Annotated in this window: 16 protein-coding genes; 8 read left to right on the forward strand and 8 right to left on the reverse strand. The window is 65.6% G+C overall.

The genetic code is table 11. The features are described 5' to 3' along the window. The first annotated feature begins 96 nt into the window (after positions 1–96). The 3 genes from tyrS (at position 97) to J2X37_RS12235 (ending at position 2,599) form a co-directional block, all read left to right on the forward strand. Complete coding sequence (tyrS, locus tag J2X37_RS12225) at positions 97–1,326, forward strand: tyrosine--tRNA ligase (protein ID WP_310021628.1); 1,230 nt, start codon at positions 97–99, stop codon at positions 1,324–1,326. 106 nt (positions 1,327–1,432) lie between these two features. Beyond that, on the forward strand, positions 1,433–1,777 hold the full coding sequence (locus tag J2X37_RS12230; protein WP_310021630.1) for a PilZ domain-containing protein: 345 nt from the start codon (positions 1,433–1,435) through the stop codon (positions 1,775–1,777). A gap of 87 nt (positions 1,778–1,864) precedes the next feature. Further along, positions 1,865–2,599: an NYN domain-containing protein gene (locus J2X37_RS12235; protein WP_310021632.1), complete on the forward strand. Its 735-nt coding sequence runs from the start codon at positions 1,865–1,867 to the stop codon at positions 2,597–2,599. An 81-nt stretch (positions 2,600–2,680) separates the two neighbouring features. Here J2X37_RS12235 and J2X37_RS12240 read toward each other — a convergent pair whose 3' ends face one another. Then, positions 2,681–3,922, reverse strand: coding sequence for a tetratricopeptide repeat protein (locus J2X37_RS12240; RefSeq protein ID WP_310021633.1), 1,242 nt, complete (start codon positions 3,920–3,922; stop codon positions 2,681–2,683). A 343-nt stretch (positions 3,923–4,265) separates the two neighbouring features. On the opposite strand from J2X37_RS12240, the gene gyrA reads away from it, so the two are divergent. Then, positions 4,266–7,028 (forward strand): DNA gyrase subunit A, encoded by a 2,763-nt coding sequence (gene gyrA, locus J2X37_RS12245; protein WP_310021635.1) that lies wholly within the window; start codon positions 4,266–4,268, stop codon positions 7,026–7,028. A 13-nt stretch (positions 7,029–7,041) separates the two neighbouring features. On the opposite strand, the gene J2X37_RS12250 is transcribed toward gyrA, so the two are convergent. Beyond that, positions 7,042–7,692, reverse strand: a complete 651-nt coding sequence (locus tag J2X37_RS12250; protein ID WP_310021637.1) for a lysoplasmalogenase family protein — start codon at positions 7,690–7,692, stop codon at positions 7,042–7,044. 110 nt (positions 7,693–7,802) lie between these two features. On the opposite strand from J2X37_RS12250, the gene trmFO reads away from it, so the two are divergent. Further along, positions 7,803–9,176: a methylenetetrahydrofolate--tRNA-(uracil(54)-C(5))-methyltransferase (FADH(2)-oxidizing) TrmFO gene (trmFO, locus tag J2X37_RS12255; protein ID WP_310021640.1), complete on the forward strand. Its 1,374-nt coding sequence runs from the start codon at positions 7,803–7,805 to the stop codon at positions 9,174–9,176. 10 nt (positions 9,177–9,186) lie between these two features. On the opposite strand, the gene J2X37_RS12260 is transcribed toward trmFO, so the two are convergent. Both J2X37_RS12260 and J2X37_RS12265 read right to left on the reverse strand, forming a co-directional pair. Beyond that, positions 9,187–9,648: a hypothetical protein gene (locus J2X37_RS12260; RefSeq protein WP_310021642.1), complete on the reverse strand. Its 462-nt coding sequence runs from the start codon at positions 9,646–9,648 to the stop codon at positions 9,187–9,189. A 69-nt stretch (positions 9,649–9,717) separates the two neighbouring features. Continuing rightward, the gene (locus J2X37_RS12265; RefSeq protein ID WP_310021643.1) at positions 9,718–10,296 is read right to left on the reverse strand and encodes a hypothetical protein; all 579 of its coding nucleotides are present in this window, start codon (positions 10,294–10,296) and stop codon (positions 9,718–9,720) included. Between the two features lie 192 nt (positions 10,297–10,488). Here J2X37_RS12265 and J2X37_RS12270 point away from each other — a divergent pair, with 192 nt between their 5' ends. Genes J2X37_RS12270 through J2X37_RS12280 form a run of 3 tightly spaced genes read left to right on the forward strand, consistent with a single transcriptional unit; the run spans position 10,489 to position 12,939 of the window. Then, positions 10,489–11,940 (forward strand): pilus assembly protein TadG-related protein, encoded by a 1,452-nt coding sequence (locus J2X37_RS12270; RefSeq protein WP_310021645.1) that lies wholly within the window; start codon positions 10,489–10,491, stop codon positions 11,938–11,940. Positions 11,941–11,945: 5 nt separating this feature from the next. Then, positions 11,946–12,443: a TadE/TadG family type IV pilus assembly protein gene (locus J2X37_RS12275; protein ID WP_310021648.1), complete on the forward strand. Its 498-nt coding sequence runs from the start codon at positions 11,946–11,948 to the stop codon at positions 12,441–12,443. Positions 12,444–12,447: 4 nt separating this feature from the next. Then, on the forward strand, positions 12,448–12,939 hold the full coding sequence (locus J2X37_RS12280) for a pilus assembly protein (RefSeq protein ID WP_310021650.1): 492 nt from the start codon (positions 12,448–12,450) through the stop codon (positions 12,937–12,939). Positions 12,940–13,013: 74 nt separating this feature from the next. Here the strand turns inward: J2X37_RS12280 and J2X37_RS12285 are convergent, their stop codons facing one another. The 4 genes from J2X37_RS12285 to J2X37_RS12300 all read right to left on the reverse strand — a co-directional run bounded on the left by J2X37_RS12285 (position 13,014) and on the right by J2X37_RS12300 (position 17,970). Continuing rightward, on the reverse strand, positions 13,014–14,390 hold the full coding sequence (locus J2X37_RS12285) for a pyruvate dehydrogenase complex E1 component subunit beta (protein WP_310021652.1): 1,377 nt from the start codon (positions 14,388–14,390) through the stop codon (positions 13,014–13,016). Continuing rightward, positions 14,390–15,475 carry a pyruvate dehydrogenase (acetyl-transferring) E1 component subunit alpha gene (gene pdhA, locus J2X37_RS12290; RefSeq protein ID WP_310021654.1) on the reverse strand — a complete coding sequence of 362 codons (1,086 nt, stop codon included), beginning with the start codon at positions 15,473–15,475 and terminating at the stop codon, positions 14,390–14,392. The genes J2X37_RS12285 and pdhA overlap by 1 nt, the downstream gene beginning before the upstream one ends. 141 nt (positions 15,476–15,616) lie before the next feature. Further along, a complete protein-coding gene (locus J2X37_RS12295; protein WP_310021657.1) occupies positions 15,617–15,964 on the reverse strand; it encodes a septum formation initiator in 348 nt (115 codons plus the stop codon). Positions 15,965–16,095: 131 nt separating this feature from the next. Beyond that, positions 16,096–17,970 (reverse strand): AMP-binding protein, encoded by a 1,875-nt coding sequence (locus tag J2X37_RS12300; RefSeq protein ID WP_310021659.1) that lies wholly within the window; start codon positions 17,968–17,970, stop codon positions 16,096–16,098. Positions 17,971–18,040 lie beyond the last annotated feature (70 nt).

An 18,040-nucleotide genomic window follows, 5' to 3' on the forward strand; every position in this document is an offset into this window, starting at 1 on the left:
ATGCAGGGTGACCATCCAGGACGTATACCGCTGCCCTTCGCCGCGATGCGCGCCGGTCTTTGCGCGCAGGCCCGCGCGTGCTAGGCGCGCCGCGCTATGACCGAATACAGATCCTCGTTGCTTCGCCTCCTGTCCGAACGCGGCTACATTCACCAGGTGACCGACGCCGCCGCGCTCGATGCGCTGGCCGCAAAGCAGATCGTGCCTGGCTACATCGGCTTCGACCCGACCGCGCCGTCGCTGCACGTCGGCGGCATGGTGCAGATCATGCTCCTGCGCCGTCTGCAGCAGGCCGGGCACAAGCCCATCGTCCTGATGGGCGGCGGCACCGGCAAGATCGGCGATCCCAGCTTCAAGGACGAAGCCCGCTCGATGCTGAGCGAGGACCGGATCAGGGACAACGTCGCGTCGATCCGCACGATCTTCGAGCGATTCCTGACCTTCGGCGACGGGCCGACCGACGCGGTCATGGTCGACAATGCCGACTGGCTCGACCGGCTGGAATACATCCCCTTCCTGCGCGAGGTGGGACAGCACTTTTCGGTCAACCGGATGCTCAGCTTCGATTCGGTGAAGAACCGGCTGGACCGGGAGCAGTCGCTCAGCTTCCTCGAATTCAACTACATGATCTTGCAGGCCTACGACTTCCGCGAACTGGCGCAGCGCATGGACTGCGTGATGCAGATGGGCGGGTCGGACCAGTGGGGCAACATCGTCAACGGCGTCGAACTGGCGCGCCGGATGGACGGCAAGGAAGTCTATGGCGTCACGACGCCGCTGCTGACCACCGCGGACGGCACCAAGATGGGCAAGACCGTCGCAGGGGCGGTCTGGCTGAACGAGGACATGCTGCCGAACTACGATTTCTGGCAGTACTGGCGCAATTGCGACGACCGTGACGTCGGCCGTTTCCTGCGCCTGTTCACCGACCTTCCGCTCGACGAGATCGCCGAACTCGAAACGCGCGAGGGCGCGGCCATCAACGAGGCGAAGGTGCGCCTTGCCAATGAAGTCACCGCGCTGGTCCGCGGTCCCGAAGCCGCCGCCGCGGCGGAGGCGACCGCGCGCGAGACGTTTGCGGGCGGCGGCCTTGGCGCCGACCTGCCGACGCTGGAGCTGCCGGCCGACGGGTTGACCCTCGCTGCCGCGCTCACCGCGCTGGGTTTCACGGCATCGAACGGCGAGGCCAAGCGAAAGGTGGCCGAAGGCGCGGTGCGCTACGACGACATCGTGATGACCGATCCGGCGCAGGTGCTGAAGCCGGCAACGGGCGCCACGGCGCGTCTCAGCCTTGGCAAGAAGAAGCACGCCATCCTGCGCGGCTGACGGGGTTTCCGAAAGGATCTGCGGCATCGGCAGCGCCCTTGCCTTTACCATTTATTCGCCATTGCCGCTTACCTTGTCGAAGGCATCGGACAGGAGTACGGCAACAGTGGCAGGTGGTGCACAACTTTCGGTAACGGATCTGCGCCAGGCCGCGCGGCACCCGGTCGAATTTCCCGTGCTGGCAGAGCATCGCCGCCTGGGCGACATCCACATGCACATCACCAACATCTCGTCCAACGGCTTCATGGTCGAAGGCGAAATGCCGATCGGCCGGGGCGAACGGGTGATGCTGCGCCTTCCCGAAATCGGCCGGATCGAAGCGCACGTGATCTGGGTGTCCGAGGGGCGCGCAGGCCTGCAGTTCGAGCGTATCCTGCGCCCCGATGCCTTTGCCGCTATGGTCGGCCACATGCAGCCCCGCGCCAAGCCGAGGCTGCGCATCCGCAAGTGAGGCGATGCCTGCGAGGCCGCGTGGTGCCATGACCGTCGTCGCGCAACCCGGCCTTGCAAAGATCGCCGCCCGCGCTCACATCGGCGCATGACTGACGAAAAACCGCTCAAGAACATCGCGCTTCTCATCGACGCCGACAATACCACGCCGCGCGGGATCGACCCCGTCCTGACCGCGCTCGCCCAGTTGGGCCAGGTCAACATCCGGCGGGCCTACGGCAACTGGGGCAAGCCCGCCCTGCAGAAATGGGCGAAGATCACGAACAGCTTCGGCATCCGTCCGCACCAGCAGTTCGACCTGACCAAGGGCAAGAACGCCACCGACATGGCCATGACGATCGATGCCATCGACCTGCTCTATCAGGGCAAGGTCGACGGCTTCGGCATCATGAGCAGCGACAGCGACTTCACGCCGCTGGTCAGCCGCCTGCGACAGGACGGGCTTACCGTCTACGGCTTCGGCAGCGCCAAGACGCCCGAGGCGTTCAGGAAGGCCTGCACCCGCTTCATCGACATCGACCAGCTCATCGCCGGAGCCGAGGCGGACCAGGTCGACGACGAGCCGGACGAGGACCACGTCACGACGCAGCCCGCGAAGATCGACAAGGACATGATCGACCTCCTCGGCAAGGCCTGGAAGGCCGCGAAGCGCGACGAGGACGGCTATGCCCGGCTCGGCGATGTCGGCCAGATCGCGGGCAACCGATCCAGCTTCGACGTGCGCAACTACGGGTTCGAGCGGCTGATCGACCTTTTGCGCACGCTGCCGCAGTTCGAGGTGGTCATCCGCAACAGCCAGCCCTTCGTGCGCCGACTTCGCTGAACCCGCTGAAGGGCATCGGGCAAATAGAAAGGGCGGCCCCGCGAGGAGCCGCCCTTTTCGCTTCGACGCCGAGGAATGTCCTCAGCTGGCCGACTGGTTGTTGACGTAGGCGATCCACAGGCGCGCGAGCTGCGAGCGGTTGCCGGTCGTGATCTGCTCGAACGCGGCCCTTGCGTCGGCATACTTGCCCTGGTCGGCCAGCGCTATGCCGAGACCGGTCAGCGCACGGTCCTTTTCGGCACCGGTCAGCGAACCGGCGGCCTTGCGATAAAGCGTCTCCGCCTCGGCGCTCTTGCGATAGCCGAGATAGGTGTCCGCGATGTTGAGCGCAGCCGTGCCCGAAGCGCTGGCGGCGTCGGCGTTCAGTTCCTTCAGAACCGTGTCGTAACGGGTCTTGGCGATGCCCAGCTCGTCGGCGGCAAGGCTGCCGCTCGGCTTCAGGATACCGGCGGCGATGCCCTTCTCGACCAGCGCCTTGACCTCGGCCGGGCGACGACGAGCGTCCGCCTGCTCGAGATAGGCCGAATACTGCTGCGGCATGCTCAGCGCATCGGCGCGGTACATCAGGCGCAGCAGGTCGAGTTCCTCGTCCTTGGTGTAGCGCGAGAGAGCCGAGAGGACCTTGTAGGCCTCGGTCCGGTATTCGGGACGCGGGCGGCTTTCGAGGACGCGAACAGCCCACAGCGCGGCCTGGTCGTTGAGACCGTTGTTCGCCGCGATGGCAAGGCCGCGGAAAGCGTTGGTGTCGGTCGGCGCCTCACCCGCAGCGGCGCGCAGCTTCATCGCCTTGTCGATCGAATTGAGCGCCTCGGCGAAGTTCTTTTCCTGCACGTAGACCTCGGCCATCGTGGCCGGGATCGCCGGATCGTTGGGGGTCAGCGTCGCGGCCTGCTGCAGATAGGTGCGCGCGTTGGCGTAATCCTTCTGGTTGTAGCCGAGCTGGCCGCCAGCGAGGTAGACCGACGCCTGGCTTTCGACCGGCAGCTTGCCGCTTTCGATCATCAGCTTCAGGCCCTGGTACTGCATGGCCTGGTCCTGCGTCTTGGCGCCCACGTTGTAGACGAGCTGGCCGCCGGCCAGCTTCTCGTCAGCCGAGGCGATCAGCGCCGTCAGCGACGGAACCTGCGCCTTGACCGAAGCCGGATCGCTTTCGGCCGTCTTGGACATCGGCTGGTAAACCTCGATGAACTGCTTCGAGTATTCGCCGCCGCCGCTCTTCTTCTTTTGAGCAGCCATCGCCGGAGTGGCGGTGGCGGCGACCATGCCGACAGTGCCCAGCGACAGGGCAATGGCCAGCGCGGCCCGCGAAATCGAACGCTTCATCTGATACTCCTTACAATCATCCCGACGGGCGCCGAAAGGGTCGGCCCGCCTCTCCAGTAAATCTCGGGCGTGCGGGGCCACATGCCGATTTTTGCCATGCAAGGCAACCGCACAGGTCCGCAAACGCGTGCCGTCGCCCTAGGCGAAGGCAACTGAATGCGCATTGAATAAGCGGTTCAGCCGCCCTGTCGGCACGACGGGTCGCGGATGACCGGCAATTGTGGAAAAGGCCGCGCTTTTCCGGGGGCGGTTCGGGGCTTTCGCTGGCCTTTTCGCACCCCCTCCCCTAGTGCGGAAGCCAGCATTACCAAGAGCAGCAAGAGCCGCCAGAAACGTGAACGACATGACCGATACCGCCCCCCTTCCCGGTGGCCCCGACATCGCGCCGATCGACATCGTCGACGAGATGAAGTCGAGCTACCTCGACTATGCGATGAGCGTCATCGTCAGCCGCGCCCTGCCCGACGTGCGCGACGGTCTGAAACCGGTCCACCGCCGCATTCTGTTCGCCAGCCAGGAAGGCGGCTTCGTCGCCGGGCGCCCCTATCGCAAGAGCGCGAAGATCGTCGGCGACGTGATGGGCAACTACCACCCGCACGGCGACAGCGCGATCTACGATGCCCTTGCGCGGATGACGCAGGACTGGTCGATGCGGCTGCCGCTGATCGACGGCCAGGGCAACTTCGGCTCGATGGATCCCGACCCGCCGGCATCCATGCGCTATACCGAGGCGCGGCTTGCCCGCGTCGCCAATTCGCTGCTCGACGATCTCGACAAGGACACCGTCGATTTCGCCGACAACTACGACGGTTCGCGGCAGGAGCCGACCGTCCTTCCCGCCCGCTTCCCCAACCTCCTGGTCAATGGCGCGGGCGGCATCGCGGTCGGCATGGCGACCAACATCCCGCCGCACAACCTCGGCGAAGTAATCGACGGCTGCCTCGCCATGATCGAGAACCCGGGCATCACCGTCGATGAACTGTTCGAGATCATCCCCGGCCCGGACTTTCCCACCGCGCCGCTGATCCTCGGCCAGTCGGGCGCGCGCAACGCCTACCGCGACGGTCGCGGGTCCATCCTGATGCGCTGCCGCCACGAAATCGAGGAAAAGCGCGGCGATCGCCGGTCGATCGTTCTCACCTCGATCCCCTACCAGGTCGGCAAGTCGAACCTCGTCGAGAAGATCGCCGAGGCCGCCAAGGAAAAGCGGATCGAGGGCATTTCCGACATCCGCGACGAATCCAACCGCGAAGGCGTGCGCGTCGTTGTCGACCTGAAGCGCGACGCCTCGCCCGAAGTCGTGCTCAACCAGGTCTGGCGGTATACCCCGGCGCAGTCGAGCTTTCCGGCAAACATGCTGGCGATCCGCGGCGGCCGGCCCGAAGTGCTGAACCTGCGCGACATTCTGCAGAGCTTCATCCATTTCCGCGAAGAGGTCATCACCCGCCGCACCAAGTTCGAACTGAACAAGGCGCGCGAACGGGCGCACATCTTGCTCGGCCTCGTCATCGCGGTCTCGAACCTGGACGAGGTGGTCCGCATCATCCGCGGCTCGTCCAGCCCCGCCATCGCGCGCGAGGCGCTGCTGCAGCGCGAATGGGAAATGGGCGACATCGCGCCCTACATCCGGCTGGTCGAGGCGATAGAGGATGACAGCGGGCACGAGGCTTCGGCCAGCTATCGCCTCTCCGAAATCCAGGTCCGCGCCATTCTCGACTTGCGCCTCCACCGCCTCACCGCGATGGGCCGCGACGAGATCGGCGAGGAACTGCAGAAGCTGGCCACCGACATCGAAGGCTACCTCGCCATCCTCGGCGACCGCGTTCGCCTGTATCAGGTTATGCAGGACGAATTGCGCGAAGTGCGCGACGCCTACGCCACCCCGCGCAAGTCCGAGATCGCCCCGGCCTGGGACGGGCTCGAAGACGAGGACCTGATCGAGCGCGACGAGATGGTCGTGACGGTCACGCTCGACGGCTACATCAAGCGCACTCCGCTCTCCACGTTCCGCGCGCAGGCCCGCGGCGGCAAGGGCCGCGCCGGCATGGCGACGAAGGAAGAGGACGCGGTCACCAATCTCTTCGTGACCAGCACCCACAACCCGGTCCTGTTCTTCTCCACCGCGGGCAAGGTCTATCGCATGAAAGTCTGGAAGCTGCCCGAGGGCGGCCCGGCCACGCGCGGACGGCCGATGGTGAACCTCCTGCCGCTCGACAAGGACGAAACGATCCGCACCGTCCTGCCCTTGCCGGAGGACGAGAGCGTCTGGGAAAGCCTCAACGTCATGTTCGCCACGGCCAACGGCACGGTGCGGCGCAATTCGATGGGGTCGTTCACCAACGTCCCCTCGAACGGCAAGATCGCGATGCGTTTCGACGATGACAGCGACGACTATCTCGTCGGCGTCGCGCTGCTGACGGCGGACGACGACGTCCTTCTCGCCAGCCGACAGGGCAAGGCCATCCGCTTCGCCGCCGATGACGTGCGCGAATTCCAGTCCCGCACCTCCACCGGCGTGCGCGGCATGACGCTGCGGGGCGACGACAAGGTCATCTCGCTTTCGGTGCTGCACAAGTCCGACCTCGACAAGCGCGAGGAATACCTGCGCGCCGCGCCGTGGAAGGAGAACGAGGCCGAAGCCGCCCTCGACGCCGAAACCATGGCGAAGATGGAAGCGGACGAGGAGTTCATCCTCACCGTCTGCGCCAACGGATATGGCAAGCTGTCGAGCGCCTACGAATACCGTCGCACCGGTCGCGGCGGCCAGGGCATCACCAACATCGACAATATCGAGCGCAACGGCCCGGTCGTCGCCAGCTTCCCTGCACACAAGGGCGAGCAGCTGATCCTGGTCACCGATCAGGCCAAGCTGATCCGCATGCCGCTGTCTTCGCTGCGCGTCATCGGGCGCGGATCGGCGGGCGTGCGGCTGTTCGACGTGGCCAAGGGCGAACACGTCGTCGGCGCGGCGCGCATCGACGAGCAGGAAGAGCCGGAGAACGAGGTCGAGGAGGCGATCGTCGAGGAAATGGTGGCTCGCGGCACGCCCGAAACCGCGCCCGAACCGACGATAGACCGCGACGACGCGGAACCGACCGAGGACTAGGTTCGACAGGTGGTCAGGCGGCGGCCTCGCGGCGCAGCCGGCTGACCACCCCGGTCGCGATCAGCAGCTGACCCGAATAGTATATCGGATAGATCAGCCATGCCGCCCACGCGTTGCCGCGCAGCATCGGCCCGCTCACGGCGAACAGCAGCAGTTCGGACACGACGAACATCATCGCCCCCATGCCGACCCGATAGCGCGAAAAGCGGCTGGTCCAGGCCATGGCCGCCATGATGGCCATCAACAACGCATAGCCGGCGACGAGGGTCCGCCCGTCCTCTTGAGGAACGAGGAACCAGCTGATCGCCGGCAACGCGATCACCAGCGCCAGCGCCACGCCTTTCTGCGATAAGGCAAGATGTTCGCGGCGATTGCGCGAATAGAGCCAGATCGCCAGCAGCAGCGAAAAGCCCATCAGCGTCCCCGCCGCCGAATAGACCAGTTCGGAGATGCCGTCGGCCAGCGCGGCCATCCCCATCACGCCCGCAAGGATCGTGCCGTCCGGCCCCAGATGGCGCTGAAAGGAGTAGATGGCCAGCAGCGAGAGAGGCGTCGCCTTCCACGCGATCTTGAACAGGCCGGGCACGTGATCGCTATCGCCGAAGGCCCACCAGGACAGGGCGACGAGCAGGCTCGCGAAAAGCCACGGGCGGCGCTCTATCAAGGCGCGCCTCACCACGATGCCGAACTTTTCATGACCTGCGCGCCCCCGATTTCGCTCATCGCCGCTCTTTGCATTTGCATTGGGGGATAGGCAATCGCTAACCGGCGCGCATGACCAAGCAAGTCCACATCATCGGCGGCGGCCTCGCGGGAAGCGAAGCGGCATGGCAACTGGCCAACCGCGGGGTGAAGGTGCGCCTGTCCGAAATGCGCGGCGGCGGCGACAGCACGCCAGCACACCAAGGCACCGGTCTTGCCGAACTGGTCTGCTCCAACTCGTTCCGGTCCGACGACGATACCTCGAACGCAGTCGGCCTCCTGCATCACGAGATGCGCCGGCTCGGCTCGCTGGTCATGCGCGCGGCAGCCGAAGCGCAGGTGCCCGCCGGGTCGGCGCTGGCGGTAGATCGCGACGTCTTCTCGGCCCACGTCGAACGGGCGCTGGCGCAGCATCCTAATGTCGAGATCGTGCGCGAACGCATCGACGCCCTGCCCGCCGACGGCATGACCATCGTCGCCACCGGCCCGCTCACCGCCGCCGCCCTTGCCGGCAGCATCGGCCGCGCGACCGGGGCCGACAGCCTCGCCTTCTTCGATGCCATCGCACCCATCGTCTATCGTGACAGCATCGACATGGACGTGTGCTGGATCCAATCGCGCTGGGACAAGCGGACCGACGCCTCGAACGAGGAAGGCGATTACATCAACTGCCCGATGACCCGCGACCAGTACCTCGCTTTCCGGCAGGGCCTGCTCGACGGCGAGAAGACCGAGTTCAAGGAGTGGGAGGCGAACACCCCCTATTTCGAAGGGTGCATGCCGGTCGAGGTCATGGCCGCGCGGGGCAAGGATACGCTGCGCTTCGGCCCCATGAAGCCGGTCGGCCTCGACAATCCGCGCGACGTGACGCCGGAATTTCCGCAGGGCCGCTGGCCCTATGCCGTGGTGCAACTGCGACAGGACAACAAGCTCGGCACTCTGTGGAACATGGTCGGCTTCCAGACCAAGCTGAAGCACGGCGCGCAGGTCGAACTGTTCCGCACCATCCCGGGTCTCGAGAACGCCGAGTTCGCGCGGCTGGGCGGACTGCACCGCAACACCTTCCTCAATTCGCCGATTCTGCTCGACCGGCAATTGCGCCTCAAATCCGCGCGGCACGTTCGCTTTGCGGGGCAGATCACCGGCTGCGAAGGCTATGTCGAAAGCTCCGCCGTCGGCCTCATGGCCGGGATGATGGCGGCGGCTGAGCTGATGGGCGAGGACTGGACCGGCCCGCCGCGGACGACCGCGCTGGGCGCGCTCCTTTCGCACATCACCGGCGATGCCGAAGCGGCAAGCTATCAGCCGATGAACATCAACTTCGGCCTGTTCCCTATGCCGGACGAGGATGTGAAGAAGAAGCTGCGCAAGCAGGCCTACACGCAAAGGGCAAAGCGCGACATGGCCGAATGGCTCGGTCGCCAGCGGCTGCCCGAACCGGCATGACCGCTCGGCCCTAGCAGGAACAGCGCGGCTTCGGCTTGGTCTTGGGCTTTGTTGTGGCGAATTCGGCGGGGGTCAGCCGGTCGTTGCCGTCCTTGTCGGCGCCATCGAACTTGTCGACCGTGGCGACGGCCCACTCTTCGAACGTCAGCAGGTTGTTGCCGTCCTTGTCCAGCTTGCGAAAGCCAGCAACCCGGGTCGACAGCATCTCGTTCCGCGTGACGATGAGGTCGCGATTGATGTCGTAGCGGGCAAAGCGGCGCTGCTCGTCGCTGGGCTTTTCCGCCGTGGGCAGCGCCGGTCCGCGCAGCGAGCCGGCATCGGCTCCGGCATTGGGCAAGGGTTCGGGAACGGCGGGCCCGGGGGCCGTCGGCGGGGGCAGTCCCTGCGTCTCGACGGCGCGCCCCTGCCACATGAAAAGGCCGATCGCGACCAGCATCAGCGCGCCAAAGGCGCCGAGCAGCACTCGGTTCATTCCCCTAACCTCCTGTTCGCGCCATGCTAACCTGTTGTGCGAACGAAGAAAGGTGTCCCTACCCGTTCATCACCGGCCAATCAGGCCGATCCGCAAGGCAGATGTGAAACCCCCGCCACTGGCCAGCGCATCGGCGATGGCGACCGGGCGCAGGATGCGCGGCGCGGCGCCACGCAGCGGATCGACCGTGCGGAGCAGCGCGCTGGCCCGGCCCTGTTCGACCGGATCGGAAAGATGCGCGGCGATGTCGCGAAGCGCCCAGGCGTAGCCCCGTGCGGCAGCTTCGGCGGCAAGGGTATCCTTGTCAGCGGCCCGCACCAGTGCAGCCAAGGCGTCGCCCCGCGCCCCGGCCAAGGCCGCAAAGGCCGCCGGCTCGAGCGGCGCTTCGCCCAGCATCGCTTCCCACCCGTCCGCCAACCCGGAGAGGCGCTGCGCCTGATCCCCCCAGATCGACAACGCCGCCAGCAGCGGTTCGCCCGCAGGCCACCGTCCCACCGGCGTGCCGAGCGTTTCGCGCCACCACGCAAGACGCATCTGCGCCAGCATCGGTTCGCGGTTCGACGCGAGGATGTGGGCGAATCGACGATCCAGCGCGAAAAAGCCTGTCCACAACGGCCTCGCCGTCGCCGGCGCATGACTGATCGCCATCCTTAACGGCGGCGGCAAGTCCTGCAGCAGCGAGTCCAAATTCGCCCGAAAGTCAGCGCGATGGCTTCCTAACATGCCGTTAACCCTGTTCCTTCAAGAGCCGCTTACCAGAAATCGCCTAGTTTCATCGCGTGCCACCGTGTCCGGCCCCATTCGGGCCTGCATGGACGTCAGCCTGCAAGGGAGCAACCGATGATCCTTCACAACGCGACCAACCGCGCCAGGCGGTTCTTTCGTTCGTTCAGGAAGGATACGAGCGCCAATGCCCTGATCCTTGCCGCCTTCGGCGCGCCAATGATCGTGGGCGGCGGCGGTTTCGCCGTCGATTTCGCGCAATACTACTTGTGGAAGCGCGAACTGCAGTTCGCAGCCGACCAAGCGGCCATTGCTGCGGCCTGGGACTTGGCAAATAATCCTTCGAGCACCACTTTCGTCGCCCGCGGCCTTACCGAATTCGGCACCAACGAGTCGGTGACGAAGGATTTCAACACGACCCCGTCGATCGTTCGTTCGAACTATGCCGGCGAAATCGGCAATGCCGTCTCCGTGACCGTCGAGGCCACGAAGATGCTTCCCTTCACCAGCTACTTCACACGCTCGGCGACGACTGTTTCGATCTACAGCCAGGCCGCCTTCACGGGCGGATTGAGGACGACAGAGTGCCTGAAGGCGGTCGATCCGCATGATTCGGGGGTCATCACCTTCAACGGCAACCCGGTCTTCACCGCCGGGTGCGGCATCGCGGCGCTTTCGGATTCGAAAAAGATCTGCGTCACCGCCTACGACGACGACGGCCTTTGCGTCGACAAGGCGGACGGGACCAGCGGTTGGGAAGGCGAGGATGCCATCATCGCGAACGGCACGCCGACCATCGAGGCGGGCACCATCGTCACCGCGGGCACCGTCGACGACGAGATCGAACTGCTCACCGACGACCTCATCATCGAGAATTTCGGCCAGCTCTACGACCAGTTCGCCGACCTCGTCCCGCCGATCGACAAGGTGACGACGAACGGAAGCTACGAATGCAAGTCCGTCGGCGGCGGCAAGGGCAAGGGATCGGACAGCACAAAGAAGATCGGCGTCGCGACACCCGGCATTTACCCCAACGGCCTCAAGGTTTCGTGCGACACGACCTTCCAGTCGGGCATCTACGTCATCAAGAACGCAGACCTTGACATCGGCGGCAACTATTCCACGATCGGCAGTGACATCCTCTTCATCCTGATGGACGGGGCGGGCATCCAGATCGTCGGCACGTCCGTCAACGGGACGTCGAACCAGATCAACCTGCAAGGCATCACCTACGACACCCTGATCCGCTATGGCGTCGACACCGCAAGCGCCGAACGGATGACCGGGATGCTGGTCTACGAAGATCCGGAATCGCCGGGGAACAATCCCAGCGGCGAAGGCCTGGGCAACAAGTTCGCGGGCACGTCGACCACCTGGATCAGCGGCACCGTCTACCTGCCGAAGAGCACGCTGAGCCTTGCCGGCACGGCCAACGTGGCGAACATCTGCCTCACCATCATCGCCAACAAGATCAACATGAACGGCACGGTCAACATGTCCGATTTCTGCCCCGAGGGCGAATCGCACGAAGAGGTCGTGTTCCTCGGCACGGTCCGGCTGGTGGGGTGATGGCGATGACCACTATCCTCCGCCGCGTCCGCCAATTCCTGCACGAAGATCGCGCTTCGGTCCTCATCGAAACCGCTTTCATCGCGCCCGCTCTTGTTGGGCTCACGCTGGGCGGCGTCGAAGTCGGCGCGATGTATGCGAAGCAGACCCAGCTGCAGCAGGTCGCGTCGAATGCGATGGAAATCATCCTGACCGCCGCTCCCAAGACGGAAACCGAAGGGGCGGCAACGATCGCGCAGGTGCGCGCCTATGCGGCCAGTGCCACCGGCCTGACGCCCACGACCAGCACGACACCCGAGGTCGGGCAAGTCGCGGTTTTCAAGCGCTATCGCTGCGGCAACAATTCCGAACGCCAGGCGACGTATGGCTGCTCCAATTCGACGCAGACCATCAGCACGTTCATCGTGATCTACATGCGCCAAACCTACACCCCTGTCTGGGCAAGTTATGGCATCGGTCAGGCGATGACATTCAACGTCCGGCGTTCGGTGCAGATCGGGTGATGTCATGAAGGAATTTCTCGCCCGGCTGCACAGGGACGAACGCGGCGTCTCCGTCATCGAGCTGGCGTTCCTTCTGCCGGTCCTGATCACGATGCTGATCTCGGTGCTGCAGATCGGCCTCTATCTTCAGGCGCAGAACGCGGTGCGCGGGGTGGCCGGCGAAATGAGCCGCGCAATGGCGGTGGAATCGCAGAAGCAGAACCAGCTTACGAACCGGCAGATCGAGGACATGGCCCTCGCCGTGGCGGTGTCTCCGCCCTACATCCTGAACAGCTCGCAGCTCGATGTCACGGTTGCCGACAGCGCGAGCCAGAACATCGATCGCGTTCGCAAGATCGACGTCAACCTGAACTACACCGTGCCCAACCTTCTCGGCTTCGCCAAGTGGGGCATTCTCGACGTCGTCTACACCAAGCAGGTCTTCGTCTCTTACACCGACCCGTCAGCCGGCGCAGAAACCAGCGAGGACACCGGTGGAGATCTCGGCACGATCTGAACCGGGCGCCGGACAGAAAAAGGCCCGCCGCCGGTGCATGTCCGGCAGCGGGCCTTTTCATGTGTTCACGCCGATCAGGCCTTGTAGCAGACCTTCTTCGCCGCCTCGACGATGCGGGCGGCATTGATCAGCGCCGCCTTCTCGAGGTTTGCCGCGTACGGCAGCGGCACGTCGACGTCAGTCACCCGCAGGACCGGGGCATCGAGATCGTCGAAGCCCTGTTCCATGCAGACGGCGGCAATCTCGCTCGCAATCGAGCAGGTCGGCCAGCCCTCCTCGGCCACGATCAGACGATTGGTCTTCTTGAGGCTCGCCAGCACGGTCCCGGTATCGAGAGGACGCAGCGTCCGCAGGTCGATGACCTCTGCGTCGATCCCCTCGCCCGCCAACGTCTGCGCCGCTTCGAGCGCGAGACCGACGCCGATCGAATAGGACACGATCGTCACGTCCGACCCTTCGCGCACGATCCGCGCCTTGCCGATCGGCAGGACGTAGTCGTCCAGTTCCGGCACTTCGAATGTCCGGCCGTAAAGCAGTTCGTTCTCGAGGAAGACCACCGGGTCGTTGCTGCGGATCGCCGCCTTCATCAGGCCCTTGCCGTCCGCCGCGTCATAGGGCGCGATGACGATCAGACCCGGGACGCTGGCATACCACGGCCCGTAGTTCTGCGAGTGCTGCGCGCCCACCCGGCTCGCCGCGCCGTTGGGACCGCGGAACACGACCGGGCAGCGCATCTGCCCGCCCGACATGTAGTTGGTCTTGGCGGCCGAGTTGATGATGTGGTCGATCGCCTGCATCGCGAAGTTGAAGGTCATGAACTCGACGATCGGGCGAAGACCGCCCATTGCCGCGCCGGTGCCGATGCCGGCAAAGCCGTATTCGGTGATCGGCGTGTCGATGACCCGCTTGGCACCGAACTCGTCGAGCAGGCCTTGCGTGACCTTGTAGGCGCCTTGGTATTCGGCGACTTCCTCGCCCATGACGAAGACGCGGTCATCGGCCTGCATTTCCTCCGCCATCGCGTCGCGCAGCGCCTCGCGCACAGTCAGCGAGACCATCTTCGTGCCTTCGGGCAGATCGGGATCGCGCGCCGCGACCGGGGCGGCGGCAGGCGCAGTCGTGGCCGGTTCAGCAGGCGGTGTCGCCGGGGCCGGAGCCGCGTCGGCCTGGCGCTCAGCCGAAGCAGCGGCGGGCGCAGCGGTCTCGTCGCCCTCGCCGTCCAGCACCGCGATCACGGTACCGACCTTCACGTTCTCGGTTCCGGCCTCGACCATGATCTTGCCGACGGTGCCTTCGTCGATGGCTTCGAATTCCATCGTCGCCTTGTCGGTCTCGATCTCGGCAATGACGTCGCCGGGCGAGATCGCGTCGCCTTCCTTCACCAGCCACTTGGCCAGGGTGCCCTCTTCCATCGTGGGAGAGAGCGCGGGCATCTTCAGTTCGATTGCCATCAGTATTTATCCACCAGCACGTCGGTGTAGAGTTCGGACAGTTCGGGCTCCGGCGAGCTCTCGGCAAAGTCGGCCGCCTCGCCCACTTGCGCGCGGATCGCCTTTTCGAGGTCCTTGAGCTTCGCTTCGTCGAGCCCGCGATCCATCAGCAACGCCTTGGCGTGGTCGATCGGGTCGCGCTTCTCGCGCATCTCGTTGACCTCGTCGCGGGTCCGGTACTTGGCCGGGTCCGACATCGAGTGGCCGCGATAGCGATAGGTGTTCATTTCCATGAGCACCGGCCCGTTGCCGCCGCGCACATGTTCCAGCGCCACTTCGGCCGCGCCGCGCACGGCCAGCACGTCCATCCCGTCGACGAACATGCCGGGAATGCGGAATGCGGTGCCGCGCCGGTGGAAATGCGTTTCCGCGCTCGACCGGGCGGTGCTGGTGCCCATCGCGTACTGGTTGTTCTCGATCACGAAGACGATCGGCAGGTCCCACAGGGCCGCCATGTTGAACGTCTCGTAGACCTGGCCCTGGTTGGCCGCGCCGTCACCGAAATAGGCGAGGCAGACGCCGCCGTCCCCGCGGTACTTGTGCGCAAAGGCGAGGCCCGCGCCCAGCGGCACTTGCGCGCCGACGATGCCGTGGCCGCCGTAGAAGGCGTGTTCGGTGCTGAACATGTGCATCGACCCGCCCTTGCCGCGCGAGATGCCAGCGGCCCGGCCGGTCAGTTCCGCCATGATCACCTTGGGATCGATGCCGTAGGCCAGCATGTGGCCATGGTCGCGATAGCCGGTGATGACGCTGTCCTTGCCCTCCGCAAGGGCGGACTGGAGGCCGACGGCCACCGCTTCCTGCCCGATGTAAAGGTGGCAGAACCCGCCGATGAGGCCGAGGCCGTAGAGCTGGCCGGCCCTTTCCTCGAACCGGCGGATGAGCAGCATCTGTTCGTAGAACGTCAGCAGTTCCTCGTCGCTGGCCTTGTACGAGCCTTTTTCTTCGTACTTGTCCTGCAACGACCGGAGGGCGAAATCGGGATTGTCGCCCGAACCCGCGGCGGCCGCCTGTGACGTGCCGCCGGTCGACTTCTTAGTAGCCAATCGATTACCTCGTTCGTCTTAACGCGCGCCGGAGAGGGAGGGAGAGGCCCGCGTTCAGGAACCGTATAAGATTGCTTTGCCCCCGCGCACAAGCACCGATGTCGCGCTGCGGAAAATGCGTTGCCGGCTGTGGCGCAGCGGTCAGTCCTCTCGCGAGATGACCACTTCGTCGGGGTGTGCGACATTCAGATTGCCGCGCAGCAATTCGCCGACAAGGTCTGGGTCGGCATTGTTGGGATCGAGCAATTCAACCCGGTTGGCGATGCGCGCCTTTTCCGCTTCCAGTTCGGTGAGCTGCTGCTGCCGGTGTTCCAGGACGCGGGCCGACTCGCTCCAGGCGCGAACCCCGGTCGGCCCGACGAGCGCCATGGCACCCATCACGACGAGCGCGCTGACCGCGGCGACGCGACCAAGGCGACGCTTGGGCAAGGTGGGGCGAGCCGCCATCTTGCGGCGCTTGCCCAGCTGCATGAGATTGTTTCCGGCCATTGGATTACCAGAATCATAAAATGGCCTTCCTCGCAAGCGGCTAGGCTGCCGATTGCGCCGCAGTGGACAAGTTTGCGGACGGAGCGATGCGCTTTACGCCGCCGGGAAGCGGCCTGCGTTTGCCCGATGGGTCACGCCGTGACGGTCATCTCCCGGATCGCGTCGAGCACCGCCGGGTCCTCGATCGTGGCGGGGGTCGCGAACTCCTCGTTGTCCAGGATCTTGCGCAGCGTGTTGCGCAGGATCTTGCCCGAACGCGTCTTGGGCAGGCCCGGCACGATCAGCACCCTTTTGAGCGCGGCGACCGCGCCCAACTCGCCCCGCACCGCGGCGACGATCCGGGCGGCTATTTCGTCAGAGTCTCCCGCCCCTGCCCGCAACACCGCGAAGGCGACGGGCGTCATGCCCTTCACCGGGTCTGCCGCGCCGACGACCGCACATTCGGCGACGCCGTCCTGCCGGGCGACGATCTGCTCCATCTGCCCGGTCGACAGGCGGTGGCCGGCGACGTTGATGATATCGTCGGTCCGGCCCATGATGTGGACGAAGCCGTCCGCATCGATGTGCCCGGCATCGCCGGTTTCGTAGTGACCGGGATAGGCAGCGAAGTTCTTCGCATAGCCGTCGTGGTTGCGCCACAGGGTACGGAAGGCGCCCGGCGGCAGCGGTTCCCTGATGCAAACGGCGCCGCTGGCCCCGGCGGGCAGTTCGTGGCCGGCCTCGTCCAGCACCGCGAAGTTCGAGCCGGGCACCGGAAAGCCGGCACTGCCGGGAAGCCGCCGCGTATCGCCGAGGCCGAAGCAGGTGGCGATCGCCGGCCAGCCCAGTTCGGTCTGCCACCAGTGGTCGATCACCGGCAGGCCGGTCTGCGCCTCCAGCCAGTGGATCGTGTCGGGATCGGCGCGTTCGCCGGCCAGGAAGATCGCGCGCAGCTTGCCGGTGCCGATCTCGCGAATGTAGCGTCCTTCGGGATCTTCCTTGCGGATGGCGCGGATGGCGGTGGGCGCGGAGAAGAAGGTCTTCACCTCGTGCCGGACGATGGTGCGCCAGAACGTGCCGGGATCGGGCGTGCCGACGGGCTTGCCCTCGAACAGCACGGTCGTCGCGCCGATCAGCAGGGGGGCGTAGGTGATGTAGCTGTGCCCGACGACCCAGCCGACGTCGGACGCGGCCCAGAACGTGTCGCCCGCCGCGATGTCGTAGATCGCACCCATCGACCAGGCGAGCGCGACGGCGTGACCGCCGTTGTCGCGCACCACGCCCTTGGGCACGCCCGTCGTGCCGGAGGTGTAGAGGATGTAGAGCGGATCGCCCGCCGCCAGTTCGGCGCAGGGCGGGACCGGATCCTTGGCTGCGGCTTCGTGCAGCGCGTACCAGTCGTGCTGTTCCTCTCCCGAAAGGGCGGCCGGAACCTGCGGCCGCTGCAGCACGACCACCGCGCCCGGCTCGTGCGAGGCCAGCGACAGCGCCTCGTCCACCAGCGGCTTGTAGGCAATCGTCCGGTTGCCCTCGATTCCGCACGATGCGGAAAGGAGCACGGCAGGGCGGGCATCGTCGATGCGCTTGGCCAGTTCCAGCGGCGCGAACCCGCCGAAGACGACGGAATGGATCGCCCCGAGCCGCGCGCAGGCGAGCATGGCGAAGAGCGTCTCGGGCACCATCGGCATGTAGATGACGACCCGGTCCCCCTTCCCCACGCCGAGCCGGACCAGCATGGCCGCGACCTGGCCCACCTCGACAAGCAGGTCCTTGTACGAATAGGCGTGCACCGTCCCGGTGACCGGACTGTCGTAGACAATTGCCGGCTGGTCGCCGCGACCGGCCGCGACATGCCGGTCGACGCAGTTGTGGCAGGTGTTGAGCGTACCGCCCGGAAACCAGCCTTCAGTTATGTCGTAGCCGGTGCGCGGCGGTGTCATCCAGTCGATCGCGGCTGCGGCCTTAAGCCAGAACGCCGATCCGTCGTCGATGCTTTCCCGCAGGGCGCTTTCGTAGGCTTCGCTCACCGTTTCTCTCCCGCCAATGCCATCAGGGTGCCCATGGCCCGCAACCGACGGCGCACCCGGCCGGAAACCG

This window comes from Croceicoccus sp. BE223, assembly GCF_031457155.1.
Classification (GTDB): Bacteria; Pseudomonadota; Alphaproteobacteria; order Sphingomonadales; family Sphingomonadaceae; genus Croceicoccus.

Coding starts and splice junctions, on each gene's coding strand:
- J2X37_RS12280 (WP_310021650.1), top strand. CDS start 12,448: ATGAAGGAATTTCTCGCCCGGCTGCACAGGGACGAACGCGGCGTCTCC.
- J2X37_RS12260 (WP_310021642.1), bottom strand. CDS start 9,648: ATGAACCGAGTGCTGCTCGGCGCCTTTGGCGCGCTGATGCTGGTCGCG.
- J2X37_RS12235 (WP_310021632.1), top strand. CDS start 1,865: ATGACTGACGAAAAACCGCTCAAGAACATCGCGCTTCTCATCGACGCC.
- tyrS (WP_310021628.1), top strand. CDS start 97: ATGACCGAATACAGATCCTCGTTGCTTCGCCTCCTGTCCGAACGCGGC.
- J2X37_RS12275 (WP_310021648.1), top strand. CDS start 11,946: ATGACCACTATCCTCCGCCGCGTCCGCCAATTCCTGCACGAAGATCGC.
- trmFO (WP_310021640.1), top strand. CDS start 7,803: ATGACCAAGCAAGTCCACATCATCGGCGGCGGCCTCGCGGGAAGCGAA.
- gyrA (WP_310021635.1), top strand. CDS start 4,266: ATGACCGATACCGCCCCCCTTCCCGGTGGCCCCGACATCGCGCCGATC.
- J2X37_RS12265 (WP_310021643.1), bottom strand. CDS start 10,296: ATGGCGATCAGTCATGCGCCGGCGACGGCGAGGCCGTTGTGGACAGGC.
- J2X37_RS12240 (WP_310021633.1), bottom strand. CDS start 3,922: ATGAAGCGTTCGATTTCGCGGGCCGCGCTGGCCATTGCCCTGTCGCTG.
- J2X37_RS12295 (WP_310021657.1), bottom strand. CDS start 15,964: ATGGCCGGAAACAATCTCATGCAGCTGGGCAAGCGCCGCAAGATGGCG.
- J2X37_RS12285 (WP_310021652.1), bottom strand. CDS start 14,390: ATGGCAATCGAACTGAAGATGCCCGCGCTCTCTCCCACGATGGAAGAG.
- J2X37_RS12270 (WP_310021645.1), top strand. CDS start 10,489: ATGATCCTTCACAACGCGACCAACCGCGCCAGGCGGTTCTTTCGTTCG.